At 67.2% G+C, this 13,385-nt stretch carries 14 protein-coding genes and 1 pseudogene; 7 read left to right on the top strand and 8 right to left on the bottom strand.

Going from position 1 to position 13,385, the window contains the following annotated elements; translation table 11 throughout:
• Window positions 1-136: 136 nt before the first annotated feature.
• The 6 genes from AB0269_RS08015 to AB0269_RS07990 form a co-directional block, all read right to left on the bottom strand.
• A complete protein-coding gene (locus AB0269_RS08015) occupies window positions 137-1,105 on the bottom strand; it encodes an IS481 family transposase (RefSeq protein ID WP_101852925.1) in 969 nt (322 codons plus the stop codon).
• Window positions 1,106-1,787: 682 nt separating this feature from the next.
• Window positions 1,788-2,498 carry an AraC family transcriptional regulator gene (locus tag AB0269_RS08010; RefSeq protein ID WP_157553712.1) on the bottom strand — a complete coding sequence of 237 codons (711 nt, stop codon included), beginning with the start codon at window positions 2,496-2,498 and terminating at the stop codon, window positions 1,788-1,790.
• Window positions 2,499-3,022: 524 nt separating this feature from the next.
• Window positions 3,023-3,877 (bottom strand): AraC family transcriptional regulator, encoded by an 855-nt coding sequence (locus tag AB0269_RS08005; RefSeq protein ID WP_024476689.1) that lies wholly within the window; start codon window positions 3,875-3,877, stop codon window positions 3,023-3,025.
• Between the two features lie 49 nt (window positions 3,878-3,926).
• Window positions 3,927-4,616 carry an NAD(P)H-binding protein gene (locus AB0269_RS08000; RefSeq protein ID WP_024476688.1) on the bottom strand — a complete coding sequence of 230 codons (690 nt, stop codon included), beginning with the start codon at window positions 4,614-4,616 and terminating at the stop codon, window positions 3,927-3,929.
• Window positions 4,613-4,840, bottom strand: coding sequence for a hypothetical protein (locus tag AB0269_RS07995; protein ID WP_197425747.1), 228 nt, complete (start codon window positions 4,838-4,840; stop codon window positions 4,613-4,615). Before AB0269_RS07995 ends, AB0269_RS08000 begins: the two co-directional genes overlap by 4 nt.
• A gap of 30 nt (window positions 4,841-4,870) precedes the next feature.
• Window positions 4,871-5,830: an MFS transporter gene (locus AB0269_RS07990; protein ID WP_199732620.1), complete on the bottom strand. Its 960-nt coding sequence runs from the start codon at window positions 5,828-5,830 to the stop codon at window positions 4,871-4,873.
• A gap of 105 nt (window positions 5,831-5,935) precedes the next feature.
• On the opposite strand from AB0269_RS07990, the gene AB0269_RS07985 reads away from it, so the two are divergent.
• The 5 genes from AB0269_RS07985 to AB0269_RS07965 all read left to right on the top strand — a co-directional run bounded on the left by AB0269_RS07985 (window position 5,936) and on the right by AB0269_RS07965 (window position 11,327).
• Entirely contained in the window at window positions 5,936-6,520 is a 585-nt protein-coding gene (locus tag AB0269_RS07985; protein WP_024476687.1) for a TetR family transcriptional regulator, read from the top strand.
• Window positions 6,521-6,759: 239 nt separating this feature from the next.
• Window positions 6,760-10,203: a MobF family relaxase gene (gene mobF / locus AB0269_RS07980; protein ID WP_200951266.1), complete on the top strand. Its 3,444-nt coding sequence runs from the start codon at window positions 6,760-6,762 to the stop codon at window positions 10,201-10,203.
• A gap of 103 nt (window positions 10,204-10,306) precedes the next feature.
• On the top strand, window positions 10,307-10,543 hold the full coding sequence (locus AB0269_RS07975) for an addiction module protein (RefSeq protein WP_024476685.1): 237 nt from the start codon (window positions 10,307-10,309) through the stop codon (window positions 10,541-10,543).
• A complete protein-coding gene (locus tag AB0269_RS07970) occupies window positions 10,540-10,857 on the top strand; it encodes a type II toxin-antitoxin system RelE/ParE family toxin (RefSeq protein WP_024476684.1) in 318 nt (105 codons plus the stop codon). The genes AB0269_RS07975 and AB0269_RS07970 overlap by 4 nt, the downstream gene beginning before the upstream one ends.
• Entirely contained in the window at window positions 10,749-11,327 is a 579-nt protein-coding gene (locus tag AB0269_RS07965; RefSeq protein ID WP_174524654.1) for a relaxase domain-containing protein, read from the top strand. The genes AB0269_RS07970 and AB0269_RS07965 overlap by 109 nt, the downstream gene beginning before the upstream one ends.
• A 208-nt stretch (window positions 11,328-11,535) precedes the next feature.
• Here the strand turns inward: AB0269_RS07965 and AB0269_RS07960 are convergent.
• Window positions 11,536-11,667: pseudogene (locus tag AB0269_RS07960) on the bottom strand (hypothetical protein); the annotation flags it as partial.
• 46 nt (window positions 11,668-11,713) lie between these two features.
• Window positions 11,714-12,163 carry an aldo/keto reductase gene (locus AB0269_RS07955; RefSeq protein ID WP_024476682.1) on the bottom strand — a complete coding sequence of 150 codons (450 nt, stop codon included), beginning with the start codon at window positions 12,161-12,163 and terminating at the stop codon, window positions 11,714-11,716.
• On the opposite strand from AB0269_RS07955, the gene AB0269_RS07950 reads away from it, so the two are divergent.
• Window positions 12,045-12,494: an IclR family transcriptional regulator C-terminal domain-containing protein gene (locus AB0269_RS07950; RefSeq protein WP_084423838.1), complete on the top strand. Its 450-nt coding sequence runs from the start codon at window positions 12,045-12,047 to the stop codon at window positions 12,492-12,494. The two genes, AB0269_RS07955 and AB0269_RS07950, sit on opposite strands and share 119 nt — an antisense overlap.
• A gap of 161 nt (window positions 12,495-12,655) precedes the next feature.
• Window positions 12,656-13,378, top strand: coding sequence for an alpha/beta hydrolase (locus tag AB0269_RS07945; RefSeq protein ID WP_005054944.1), 723 nt, complete (start codon window positions 12,656-12,658; stop codon window positions 13,376-13,378).
• Window positions 13,379-13,385 lie beyond the last annotated feature (7 nt).

Below are 13,385 nucleotides of genomic sequence, written 5' to 3'. Positions count from 1 at the left end.
TCTCCCGCGCGAGGCGTGCGCCGAGTGGTTCGGGGGCATCGGTCGAGGCTGGTTCGGGCGTGGTTGTGGTGGTCTGCGTCGAGGTATCCATGTAGACAGGTACGACAGGCAAACCACAACATCTAGGTGTACGGGGTCAGGACGTTGGTTGCAGTCGGCTGATCGGGGGGTTGCCTCCGAGGGCTGAGTGGCGTCGTCCAGTGTTGTAGTGCTCGAGCCAGGGGTCAAGTGCTGCGGTGCGGTCGTCGTTCGAGGTGAACGGTTGCCGGTAGGCCCATTCGGTTTGCAGGGTCCGGTTGAACCTCTCCACCTTGCCGTTCTGCCACGGGCAGTGCGGTTTGATGAACTTCTGCCGGATGCCGTGCGCGCCGCAGACGCCGCGCAGCGACCATCGGTAGGCCCAGGCGTTGTCGGTGATCAGCCGCTCGATGCGGGGGATGCCGTGCGCGGCGAAGTAGCCGATGGCGCGTTCGAGGAACGCGGCGCAGGTCGGGCCCTTCTCGTCGGGGAGGACCTCGGAGTATGCGAGCCGGGAGTGGTCGTCGACGACGGAGTGCACGTAGTCGTAGCCGACGACGGTCTGTTTCCGGGCGGCTGTGGAGCCCATCGCTCTGCCGTGCGCCTTCCACCCGCCGCCGTCGGGGATGCGACCGAGCTTCTTCACGTCCATGTGCACCAGCTCGCCGGGCTGCTCGCGTTCATAGCGGACCGCTGTGGTCTTCGACGCGCGGATCCGCTCCCCGGTCATCGGGTCCAGATCGACCAGACGAGGCAGCCCGGACCGGGCGATGATGCGCGACACCGTCCGCGCCGGCACCCCGGTGCGGGCCGCGACCTCGTCACGGCCGACTCGTTCCTTCTTCCGGATCGCGACCACCGCCGCGGCCCTGGCATCGGGGGTGCGGTTGGCGACGTGGTGAGGCCGCGAGGAGCGATCGTAGAGACCGGCTTCACCCTCGGCGCGGTAGCGGTCCAGCCACCGCTTCACGCAGCGTCGGGACACGCCCATTGCCGCGGCGATATGCGCCTGCTTCCACCCGGCACCGGCACGATGGACGATGAGCAGCCTGCCGTGCACGGTCAAGCGGGCATTACGGTGGGACACGAGAACCTCCGAGTTCGTGAAGACGTCAGACATCTCCACTAAGCCCGGAGGTTCTCCCCTTTCACAAGACCGGAAACGCCACCAACCTCATGGCCGGGTACATCTAGTACCTGGCATCGAGTTGAGGTACTATATGCAGACTTATCCACAGGGAGCTACCTGCGACCGACCCCAAACGGGGTATGTCACGGGGGTGCCGATTCGGTACCCTCGTGAACCGGCTCAACGGTGCCGCAAATTTTGCGGCACCGTTCGCGCCCGTGACGGCCAGCCGAGCGGAGCGAAAGCGCAGGTCCGACGGTGGTGGCGATTCGACACCACCGTGAACGGTCGCGGTGAGGTCGCAGCGGATGCGGCTTGGTTCGCGGGGGCAACGGCGAAACTCCTGGTCGGACGGTGGTGCCAATTTGCCACCACCGTCACGAGAACCACAACGAGCAGCACAGCGGGCCGAGGTCGCAGGCTGGACGGTGTGGGAAATTTTCCCCGACCGTCGCCCCGCGAGTGTGGTGCCGCCGATTCGACGGAACCACCCCGGCCGGGAGTAAAAGCCCTGGTCGCACGGTTCCGGCAATTTGCCGGAACCGTCACCCCCACCCCGACATGCAGGCGCGCCGGAGCGTATCGCGGTCGCGTGGTGGCGGTGCTCATCGTCGGGTTCCTCCGGTCGTGTGGGCAGGTGTCAGTAGGTAGGTGCGCACCCGTTCCCACGGGAGTCGTCGGCGCGTGCGGTGGCGATGCCGACGCCCGGCCCCGCCCGGCTCGCGGACGGTGGGCCGTAGCGCCGGTACTCGATGGGGGTCACGCCCATGTAGCGGCGGAAGATGCGCGAGGCTTGCCCGCAGTGGTGGCACCAGCCGACCCGTTCGGTGATCGTGCCGATGAGCAGATCGGTTTCGCGGATCAGGCGCGCCATCTCCTGTACGCGCAGGATCGACAGGTACACCGGCGGCGTCACCCCGAACGAGTCCTTGAACACCCGATTGAGCTGACTCGGCGACAGGCAGGCGTGCGCGTCCAGTTCGGTGAGCGGCCACTGCCTGGCGATGTTGCTCTGCATGAGCGCCGCCGTGCGCATAATCTCGCGGCGCACCGGCTTGAACTCCCGCCACCGGGGAGGCGCGACCCGCACGGCCCGCTGCCGAGAGGTCAGCGGCGGCACCTCCACCGGCGCGTGACGAACCAGCGGCGCGATGGCGGCGAGCACCGTGAACAGCAGCGCATACGCACGGAAGTAGCCGCGCGGCGATTGGTCTTCGCCGGTGAGTGTGGCGAGTTCATCGAGGATCGGCCCGAGCCGTTCGGCCTGCGATTCTCCGACGCGCAGCACCTGCACCGGATCGGGATACAGGTGAGTTGCGAGGTCGCGTGCGGCTTCGCCGTCCGCGAGCACGTCGAGGTGCTGCCAGAACAACTGCTCGACCAGTAATCGGTATCCACTGCCACTGTCCTCACCGTGACGGTGCCCTCGGGTTCGTACCCGAACTCGACGTTCGGGGCGACCAGCACCACATCACCCACCGACGCCGACCCGCCCGCATCGGCATCGGCATCGGCATCGGTGAGGATGATCGAGCCGTCGCGCACGACCACGAAGCGCACACAGTCATAGGCGGTCGCCGCCAATATGCGACGGTGACGGATGCTGGTGACATAGACGCAACTCCACGGCTCGACCGGCTGCACTATCGCGGGGTGCGGCGACTGCGGCGTCCTTGTAGGCTCATGACCGGTCGGCGTGGTCGCCGGGCGTTCGAGTAGCAGCGACATGACGACCTCCCTTCTCTGACCACCCCCGAGCAACCAGGGGGAAGAACCGGCCTACCAAGCACCGGCGGTCGCGGCGAAGCAGGAGACGAGCAGGCCGGGCGTTTCCCGGTCACTCCGGCACTTTGCCGGGCAGCGCGACCGGCTCGGTCATGGGAGGTCGGTCATGAGCGGGCGCATGTCTCGGTAGCGGCTCGGTGTCACTCCGGTGTGCGCTGTGGATGCTTCTACCGCGCGCGACCGGCTCCGCCACCCCACCCGCTGCCCGGTGGCGGTGACGGTGATGTTCGTCTCGCGTAGGAGCCGCGCCATCTCTTGCACGCGGAGCATCACCAGGTAGGCGGTCGGGGTCTTCCCGAACGTGTCCGTGAACACGCGCACCAGGTGCTTCGGAGAGAGCCGCACCAGGGCTGCCAGTTCCGCGAGCGTCCACGGGTGCGTGATCCGGCTGTGCAGCGCGTCGCGCACCAGCATCGCCTCACGACGCAACGGTTCAGGCACCCGACTTCGAGCGGAGAACGGGCGAGCGCGGGCACGTTGCAGCCGGGTCAGCCGCACCGTCGAGACGCGGATGCACGGCGCGATCACATCGGTGATGAGGAACCAGAGCGCCTGCATCCGATGGAACCGTTCCAGGTACTTGCCCTCGACGGTGAGGGCGACCAGCTCGTCCAGCCACGGCAACAACCGCCCGGCTCGATCCCGGCCCAGGTGCAGTACCTGGGCAGGTTCGGTGTACACCTTTCCCGCGAAGTCGTGGGCGTCGAGGCGGTCGTGCAAGATCGCGGAGTGTTGCCAGAAGAACTGATCCAGCGCCATGTCGGTGTCGATGTAGACCGTCGTATAGGTGACCCGCCCCTCGGGTTCGACGCCGAACAGCACGCTCGGCCCCAGCAGCACCGCGTCGCCAAAGCTGACGGGTTGCTGTCCGAACTCGCTGAACACGATGGCCGTGCCGTCACGGATCACAACGAGCCGGACAACGTTGTACGCCGCCAGGCCCACAGGTCGATGCGTCGTCCGTGTCCGAGCCGACAACGGCGGGGAGATGCGCCTATCCACTCATCGGGTGCTTTTCTGTCAGTTCACTGGGCCATGCGATGAGTTGCGTGCGAGTGTCGTCCTTGGTGGAAGTCTCCGCGACTGCCGCTCCGAAGTCGGCATAACTGATCGCTTGTCGGGTGAACGCAGTCTCGTCTGTGGAAGGGGAGACTCGTTCCCAGCGTGCTGTCGTCGGCCCCTCCGGTTCGTAGACGGGCGGCGGGATCAGATACGCCCATTCTGATCCTGCGTTGCCCGCTTCGAGGTGGTCGCGCAGCATGGCGTGTGCTCTCCCGCGCGGCAGTGTGGGTTCTGGGAACCGGGGGTCTTGCCAGAACCGTCTGTCTCCAGGGAGTCGGAGTGCTCCTGCTCCGCCGACCGTGACGATCCGGGCCGGAGCGCCGTTGGCCTTGGTGCTTGCCTCGATGAGTCGATCATGTACGGCCACGAGTTCGGTCGGGGCGATGTCCTCACGCAGTCGGATCGCGTTCATGACGACGTCGATGCCGTGCATTGCTTGCGTGAGACTGGCGTTCTCAGCGATGTTCACGACCGTGGAGGTCAGCGATGCAGCAGTCTTGGCGAGCCGCGTGGTGTCTGCCGGATCGCGCAGCGCAGCGGTCGCCTCGATGCCTGCGGGGAGATGAGCGAGGATGGCGGCTCCGGTGCGCCCGGTCGCGCCGAGAATCAGGATGCGAGTCATACAGGTACCTCCGAAGCGGGCGTGCGGGTGAGTCGGGCGAACCCGGTGAGGCTGGCGACGGCGAGCACCATGAGCGCGGCGAGACTGACGAGCAGGATCGGGAAGTCCAAGCCCAGGTAGGCAGTGAGTGGGCCGACGCTGGCACCGAGGAACAGCACGAATCCGTTGAGCGCCATCCCACCGGCCCGGTTCGGGGCGGCGGTCTCGCCGAACAGGGTGATCATCGCGGGCACCGCGAGCGCGACCCCAGTGACTCACACGAGACTCGCCAGCGCCGTGCCCGCGAGGGATGCCGAGAGTGCGGCTTCGATCAGCAGCCCAATCGCGGCGAGGGCGAACCCGGCACGTGCAACCCCCGCGCCGCCGAGACGCTTCGCAATAGCGCCCGCGAAGAGGGAGGCGAACATGCCCGGCAGCCCGACGAGGCGGAGCCAGATCACCTGCGATGAGTCCAGGCAGAGGTCGGTCAGGTGCGGGCCGAGGCCGGTGTACATGCCGACGAACGACAACAGCAGCGTTAGGTGCGCGAGGCTCAGTAGCAGCACCGAGGGGCGTGTGGCGACCCTCCCGACTACGGCGAAGCGACGCACCAGGCTCGCATCGTCTCTGCGACTGTGCGGCTCGGTGACGAGCACGGCGACGCCGATCATGCCGAGGCCGAGCATGATGCCGGAGAGGATGAACACCCACTGCCAGCCCAACGTCAGGCTGAGCGCGGAGGCGAGTACTTGGCCTGCGATCCCGGCAACGAGGAATGCCGTCGACATGGCCCCGATCGCCGTTGCCCGACGCTTCAGCGGGGTCGCTTCGGCCAGATACGCGAGCGCAACCGGCGCGAAACTCGACGCCATCACCCCCTGCACCCCGCGCAGCGCAGCAAGCATCGGCACCGTGGAGGCGAAGCCGCAGGCGATGGTCGCGACGGTGAGATACACCAGGCCGATGAGCATGATCCGCTTCCGCCCGTACTGATCGGCCAACGGCCCCCAGATCAGGAACCCGACCGCATAGCACACGCTGAACACCGTCGAGAGCGCGAACGTCACATCAGAGCCGAGTTCCGCACCGATCGGGGCGATCAGCGGGATTGCCGCGTACAACTGCGTGAGCACCAGCAGCGCCGTGACCACGAGCAGCACGACCACGCCGTTCCCTGCCGGGTGCTCGCGCGCCTCGCCTGCTCCCGCTATCTGTTCCGTCGAGTTCGCAGACACCACCACTCCAAATCCAACGTTTCCGTTGGATTTGACTGTAGTAGGCTAACCGCGAAGACGCAACGTGAGCGTTGGGTTTACCGCACGAGACGGGAGGTGGGAACGATGGGCTGGGATGTTGAGGGCAGGAAGCGCCGCATCCTCGACGCGGCGGTGGCCGAGTTCGCCGCGCACGGGCCGCACGGCACGACCATCGAGCGCATCGCCAAGGCCGCCGGGGTGAACAAGGAGCGCGTCTACACGCACTTCGGGGGCAAGGACAGACTTTTCGCCACCGTACTGCGCGAGGAACTGGCGAAGGTAGCCCGCGACGTGCCCGTCGAATCATTCGCAACCGAGGACGTGGGCGACTACGCCGGGCGCGTCTACGACTACCACCGCGAGCACCCCGAACTCGGCAGGCTCATGCGCTGGGAAGGGCTCGTCTTCGACACCGAAGTACCCGACGAGGCCGAGCGGCGCGAATACTACGGATACAAAGTCGCCGCCATGACCGACGGACAGGCCAAGGGCACAGTAACGAGCGACCTCGACGCCGACCACCTGATGTTCCTCGTGCTCTCACTCGCCGGATGGTGGTCAGCGGTACCGCAGGTCGCCCGCATGATCACCGGAGCCGAGAGCGACGCCGAACACGCACGCCGCCGTGCCTCCGTCGTCACCGCTGCCCGAAGACTCATCGGGCAGTAATCAGGTCACGAAGTTCGCCGAGAAGACTAGTCACTTCATCGAACCGAACTCCGAAAGTTCCCTCGAACTTTGTGACGCCAACTCTTGCCAGCGACACTCTGTGCGACGCTCTCGCGCTGACGCTCGGCTCCATCAGTCATCTGCCCCCTATCTCAGTGAGGCACGTATTTTACGGCGGGGCCGTAGTGCGCACCTCTCTCACGAGACGACTCGTGAGGGAGGCCAGAGTGAAGGGTGGAGTGAAGCTGTTCCACGGCAGCGGTGCTGCCGCGCGCGCCTATGTCGAGGCCGACCGCTCCCGCGCTGACGAGTACTACCTCGGCGCAGACCAGGCCGTGGCCGAGTACGCCGTGATCGACGCGACCGGCGAGGTCACCGCTGCTCGGTCGCTGTCGGCGGATGAGTACGAAGCCTGGGTCGATTGGGTGAACCCGGACACCGGGGAGTCGATGGGTACCCCGCGCAAGCCGGGCAAGGTGCGTCGGGGGTCGCCGTTGTTCGCGGAGATGACGATCAACGCGCCGAAGAGCCTGTCGGTCGCCGCCGCACTCCACCCGGACGTGTCCGAGGCGTTGGACGCGACGCAGCGGGATGCGGCGCGGGAGATTCAGCACTTCCTTGGTCAGCATTCGGTCACGTTGGCGGGGCCGCGCGGCGCGCAGGAGGTGCTGCCGGTCGAGCACATGCAGACCGTCGCGATCACGCACAAGACGAGTCGTGCGGGTGATCCGCACCGGCATATCCATTTCCAGATTGGCACGAGGGTGTGGGCGGGCGGGAAGTGGCGGGCGCTGACCACGGCGGCGTTGTTCCAGCAGCAGGGCGCGATCCGTGCTCTCGGTACGGCGGTGATCGCCGCGCACCCCCAGCTCGCCGCCACGCTCTCCGAGCATGGCCTGACCCTCGACCCCGTAAGCGGTGAGGTTGTGGAGTTGGAGCCGTTCAACGCCGTCATGTCGAAGCGGTCGGCGCAGATCAGACGCAACCTGGAACGCATGGAGGCCGAGTGGCAAGCGAAGCATCCCGGCGAGACGCCCGGCCCGGTGTTGACCGCTCGGATGCAGGACGCGGCGTGGGCGTTCCAGCGGCCCGGCAAGAAACCGGCGGACTTGAAGAACGAGCAGTGGTGGCAGCAGGAACTCCGAGACGCCGGCTACCACCCCGAGAGCTTGCAGCACCCCGACACCGTTGCGCCGGCATCGCTGGATGACCTCAGCGTGCAACAGGTCGCCAGTCGTGCGCTGGATCGCTGCGCGGCGGCTGCATCGACCTGGACACCGCACACCGTGCGAGAGCACGTCACCCGCATCACCACCGAGGCAGGCGTGCAAGCGACCCCGGCGGAGTTGCGCGAGTTCATCGACCTCGCCACCGGACTCGCCGCCTCGGATTGTTTCTCGGTGCTGCCGCCGGGCATGGTGCAACCCGAGCACGTCGCCCACCTCACCAGCCTTGGCGTCGTCGCCGCCGAGACCGCACTCCGCGACCAACTCACCGCCGCGACGCCGGAACGGGAGCCGAAGCACCCCGACGTGACCGACGCTGCGCAAGCCGCCGGACTCGACACCGGGCAGACCGTGGCCGCCGCTGCCGTCGCCTCGACCAACCCGCTCGTGATTGTCGAGGGCGCGGCGGGCGCAGGCAAGACCACCATGCTCGGCGTCGCCATCGAGGTTGCAGCCGAGCACGGGCGATCCTCGCGGGTGGTTGCGCCGACGTTGCGTGCGGCGCAGGTCGCCCACGAAGAACTCGGCGTGCCCGCAACCTCCGTCGCGGCGCTCGTGTATGCGCATGGGTGGCGGTGGAACGAGGACGGCGTATGGACACGCCTCGCACCCGGCGACACCGACCCTGCAACCGGGAACATCTACACCGGCCCACCAAACGACGCCGTGCTGTCGCGGGGTGAGCGGGTGATCGTGGACGAAGCGGGGATGCTCGACCAGGACACCGCCCTCGCTCTGCTGACCGTCACCGCCGAGGCAGGCGCGTCGGTCGCGTTCGTGGGCGACCGGGCGCAGCTCCCGGCGGTCGGGCGCGGCGGGGTGCTCGACATGGCCGCCCAGATTCGTGGCCGTACCTACGACATGACCGAACTCCACAGGTTCACCGATGCCGAGTATGCGGCGTTGACGTTGGTCATGCGTGACCGGGAGCACCCCGGCGACGTGTTCGACCGACTCGCCACGATGGGCCTCGTGACCTTGCATGCCGACGAGGAAGCGGCCCGCGAGCACATCACCGCCCACGCCCACGACGGCGAAGCGATCACCGTCGCCACCAACGACGAGGCCACCGAGCTGAACGAGCACATCCGCGCCGGGCGGGTCGAGCGCGGCGAGGTCGACGACACTATGACGACGACCGGCAGCGACGGGCTGAGCATCGGCGCTGGCGACCTGATCCAGACCCGGAAGAACAGCAGCGACCTCGGCGTGGCAAACCGGCAGCAATGGATCGTGCAGCATGTGACCGACGAGGGCAGCGTCTACGCCCGCGAAGTCAGCGGCGGAGGCAAGCACAGCCGCACCGTCGCCCTCCCCGCCGAGTACGTGAGCGAGTGGGCGCACCTGTCGTATGCCGCGACCGCCTACGGCGTCCAAGGCGCAACCGTCGATGCCTCCCACACGGCCTTGTCGGAGGCGACGAGCGCGGCAGGCGTCTACGTCGGCATGACGAGAGGCCGCCAACAGAACCAACTCCACGTCGTCGCCGCTGATATGGCGGATGCGCGGGCGCGGTTCGTTGAGGCGATGGAACGCGACCCGGCAGACCGTGGCCTCGACCACGCCACCGCCCAAGCCATCGACGCCGTGCAAGGCCTCGTCAGCGATGGCCCCGTGCAGCTCATCACCGAAGAACTCGCCCGCCTCACCGCCGAAGCCGAACGAGCCGAACGTGCGGCGGAACGCTGGGAGCAGACCGCTGCCAGGTTCGACGCCCAGCGCGCAACACACAAGACCGAGGACGACGAGCACGCCGACGTGCTCCGCCACGCCGAGGACGAGGCGGCGCGCATCCGTGCCGAAATCGCGGAACCGTTGACGGTGCAGGCCGAGGCAGACGGCACCACCTATCTCGATGCTGTCGAGCGCGAGGCCGCCGCAAGCAGCCGACTCGCCACCGTCGGCAGGCTCGGCAGGCGCAAGGCCCGCGCGGAGCACCGCCAGACGAGCGAGCACACCCGGACGGTTCGGGCACGGGTGCGCGAAACATGGGGCGAACCACCCCGCACCACCGACACCCTGCCCGAGTGGGCGGCACGACAGGCCGAGCGTCGCGCCGAGGCCGATCCCCGCGTGATCGACGCCGCCCAGCACGTCGAGGCCGCGCGAGCCGACCGTGACGAGTTGCGGCAGCGGCACGAGCAGGAACGCCGGGCGTTGCTGGTCAGCGAGTACGGGCCGCAGGCGGTGATGCGCCACCGGGTCGGGATGCGACTGCCGAACCCAGCACAGCAAGCAGGACAGGCGCACCAGCAAGCCACCGCGCTCCGAGCCGAGGCCGACTACCTCCGCGCGCTACCGATCCGCGACGCCGCCGCACGGATCGAAACCACCCGCGCCGAGCACGAAGCAAGGCAGCAAGCACTCGCCGAACGCGAACGGCAACTCCGCGAGCCGACCGAACGCGACCCGCGGCGCAACGACCCGCGACATGACGGGCCAGCACGCGGCCTATGAGCATCAGCAGCACGTCGCGTCGGCGTGACGTTCACAGCAGCCCCGCAACCCGAGCCACAGACGCCCAGCGCGATTGTCGGCCGTTCGACGTACACTTGAATACATGACACCCGACACCGCAACTCTGATCCGAGACGGCCTCGCGCTCGACGCCGATCAGCGCGCGGTCGTCGCTAACGCCCTGCTCGAAAGCCTCCATGATGCAGACGACGAGAGCGAGGTCGATGCAGCCTGGCGTGCCGAGGCTACCCGGCGACTGGCCGAGGTGCGTGAGGGTGCGGTCGATCTGGTGGATGCCGACGAGCACTACGAGCGTTTGCGCGCCTTGCTCACCGCATGACCTTGGCCCAGCGAGAGCACCCCGAGGCCGTCGCGGAGTTCGACGCCGCCGTGCGCTGGTACGAAGACCAGGAGCCAGGGATCGGCCTTGCGCTCATCGACCGAGCAAGGCAAGCCCGGAAAGACCTCGACCAATGGCCGAACGCCGCCCCACCATTCACGACCGCTGACGATGGCACCGTGATCCGCAGCAAGGCCGTTCGCGGATACCCGTACCGCATCGTCTACACGGTGGAGCCGGACACGATCCTGATCCTCGCCTACGCCCACGAGCGCCGCGAACCCGGCTACTGGCTCCACCGGCTGAACGACTGAACAGCACGCCGCCGGGCTCATGGCTCGGATCGGGTCTCGCGTACATTTCTGGCGCCGTCGAACCCGGTGGTGAGGTCAGCGAGGAGCAGCTCCGCCGTCTCATGGGGCACGGCCAGGACCCCAACACGAGCGAACAGTTGGGTCGTCCGTACCGCCGATTCGCAAGCACTGCCGAGCGAGTTGCCCGTCGGCTTGAGAAGCTTCCCGAGACCCTCGCTCCCGCTGATAGGGGTGCACAGGTGGCGTTGATCGAGGCGGAAGAGGCAGGGAAACCGACGGGTGTGTTCGGCGAAGTCGGTGAGGCGGGCGAGGTTCTGTCGGGTCTTGACGGCGAGGTAGCGGCCGTTGACTTTCCGGTCTTCGTTGATCTCAAGCAGGGCTTCGGCGGCATGCTGGCGGACGTAGGGGTCTTCGGCGTCGTCGGCGGCGATCTGTGGCCCAGACTTCGCGAATTCGGGCAGGGGTACTAAAGCCCACCCCCTGTTCCCGATCGGGCACACTGCAGAACTTACTCTCTCCCTCGCCGCCATCTGCAGTGCACGCGACTTCGCGATGGTTTGGACGCGGCTGTCGAGCGAGCCGAAGGTGAGGCGAGCAAGGCAGATCGCGCCTACGTTCGAGCCATCACCTTCGCCGCCGGTCAGTTGCTTCGCGCAGTCGCCGAAGTCCACCGGGCAAGCCTGGCGAGCCGTATTCGTCGGCGGTCTCGAGGCAGCGGTCGTGTGTGCAGCGCATGATGGCGGAGAGCCGGTCCTGCGTGTAGTCGAATGTCCAGGAGCCGCGCGAGGCGTTCTGCTGCGTCTCCAGAGCGCGCTGAATTTACCAGATCGGTGACGATTTTGGTGTTCTTGGTGGACTAATGACCGTTCTCGGGCAGGTCAGAGTCCCGCGCGGCGGCTTCGCCGTTGTCGAGGGACGCAAGCGTGGCCATCTGGTCGGTGCTAAGGCGGAAGTCGAAGACCGAGAGGTTCTCGACCAGGCGTTTGGGGTCTGACGATCTCGGCACCGGCACGAGGCCCTGCTGCACGTGCCAGCGGAGCACCACCTGTGCCGCCGTTCGTCCGACGTCCGCCGCGATCTGCACGATCGTCGGGTTCTCCCGCAGCTCGGGCCCGCGGCCGAGCGGGCTCCAGCTCTCGGTCACGATACCGAGCACCTCGTGCGCGCGTCGAGGAACGGTACGGGCGATGTCGGGGCTGAGCTGGATCTGGTTCACGTCGGGCACGACCCCGGTCGCGGAACCGACGACGGCGGTGCGAGTCGCTTCACGGTTGGGCAAGGAGATGCCGGCCCATTGCACCTCCACGGGAAAGGTTCTCCTGGCGCAGCTCCCGCGAGAACAATTGGACCGTCTCTACCCCGACGAGCAACTCTCACAGGTGACTCCGCAGTCGATCCGTACCAAGACCGAGCTCCTCGCACAACTGGATCTTGTCGCGAAGCAGGGCTATGCAACGAACCGGGAGGAGAGCGAGGAGGGCGTGGCCTCGGTGGCCGTGGCCGTTCCCTCGGCGAGCGGGCTGCGGTTGGCGATCAACGCATCTGCCCCGGTGTTCCGCTTGCCTCCCCGCAAGGTGAAGACCCTCGTCGCACTCCTCGATGAGGCAGCCGTACGTCTGGCCGACCTGACCTCCTGAAGGCTCGTCGTCTCTTTCCCCTGCGACCTGGTGCAGGGGTCGTTCGGCGCGTTCTGAAGAGAGCTCGAGCCATGCTGGACTGTTGGCGCCGCGCAAGCTATTGTGTCTTCTAGTTAGGAACAAGTTCTGCTCAGCAGATAAATATGCGAAGAGGATGATCAATGCAGATCGTACTGGTGCACGGCGGATGGGTAGGCGGCTGGGTGTGGGACGGCGTCGCCGACGAATTGCGCAGAATGGGGCACGAGGTGATCGCGCCGACGCTGCGCGGTCTCGAAGACGGTGACGTGGACCGCTCCGGCGTCACGATGAGCATGATGGCGCGCGATCTGATCGATCAGGTAAGAGAGCTCACCCAGCTCGACATCGTGCTCGTCGGTCATAGCGGCGGAGGTCCGCTCATCCAACTCGTCGCTGAGGCGATGCCCGAGCGCATCGGCCGGGTCGTCTTCGTCGACGCCTGGGTGCTGCGCGACGGCGAGACCATTAACGACGTGCTCCCCGATCCGTTGGTCGCAGCGACGAAGGCGCTTGCGAGTCAGTCCGACGACAACACCATCGTCATGCCGCCTGAGCTCTGGGCCGCGTCTATGCAGGACATGTCCCCGTTCGAGCAGCAGCAGCTCGCCGCGCTCGAGCCGAGGCTCGTCCCAGCGCCGGCAGGCTGGTCCGATGAGCCGATCCGCCTCGACCGGTTCTGGGCGAGCAGCATCCCGTCAAGTTATGTGTTCCTCGCTCAGGACCAGGCCGTTCCCGCTGAGATCTACCAGGCCGCGGCCGGGCGGCTTGATAGTCCGCGCACGATCGAGATCGACGGAAGCCATTTGGTGATGCTCACGCATCCGGAGAGGCTCGCACGGGCCCTCGACGCCGTCATTGCCTAACAGGCCT

Source organism: Microbacterium sp. NPDC077644 (assembly GCF_040702785.1).
GTDB lineage: Bacteria > Actinomycetota > Actinomycetes > Actinomycetales > Microbacteriaceae > Microbacterium.
This window is presented reverse-complemented; position numbering and strand designations above follow the sequence as displayed.

Excerpts from the sequence above, each read along its gene's own strand:
- AB0269_RS07950 (WP_084423838.1), top strand. The coding sequence starts at position 12,045 with ATGTCGGGGCTGAGCTGGATCTGGTTCACGTCGGGCACGACCCCGGTC.
- AB0269_RS07970 (WP_024476684.1), top strand. The coding sequence starts at position 10,540 with ATGACCTTGGCCCAGCGAGAGCACCCCGAGGCCGTCGCGGAGTTCGAC.
- AB0269_RS07985 (WP_024476687.1), top strand. The coding sequence starts at position 5,936 with ATGGGCTGGGATGTTGAGGGCAGGAAGCGCCGCATCCTCGACGCGGCG.
- AB0269_RS07995 (WP_197425747.1), bottom strand. The coding sequence starts at position 4,840 with ATGATCACCCTGTTCGGCGAGACCGCCGCCCCGAACCGGGCCGGTGGG.
- AB0269_RS07945 (WP_005054944.1), top strand. The coding sequence starts at position 12,656 with ATGCAGATCGTACTGGTGCACGGCGGATGGGTAGGCGGCTGGGTGTGG.
- AB0269_RS08000 (WP_024476688.1), bottom strand. The coding sequence starts at position 4,616 with ATGACTCGCATCCTGATTCTCGGCGCGACCGGGCGCACCGGAGCCGCC.
- AB0269_RS07975 (WP_024476685.1), top strand. The coding sequence starts at position 10,307 with ATGACACCCGACACCGCAACTCTGATCCGAGACGGCCTCGCGCTCGAC.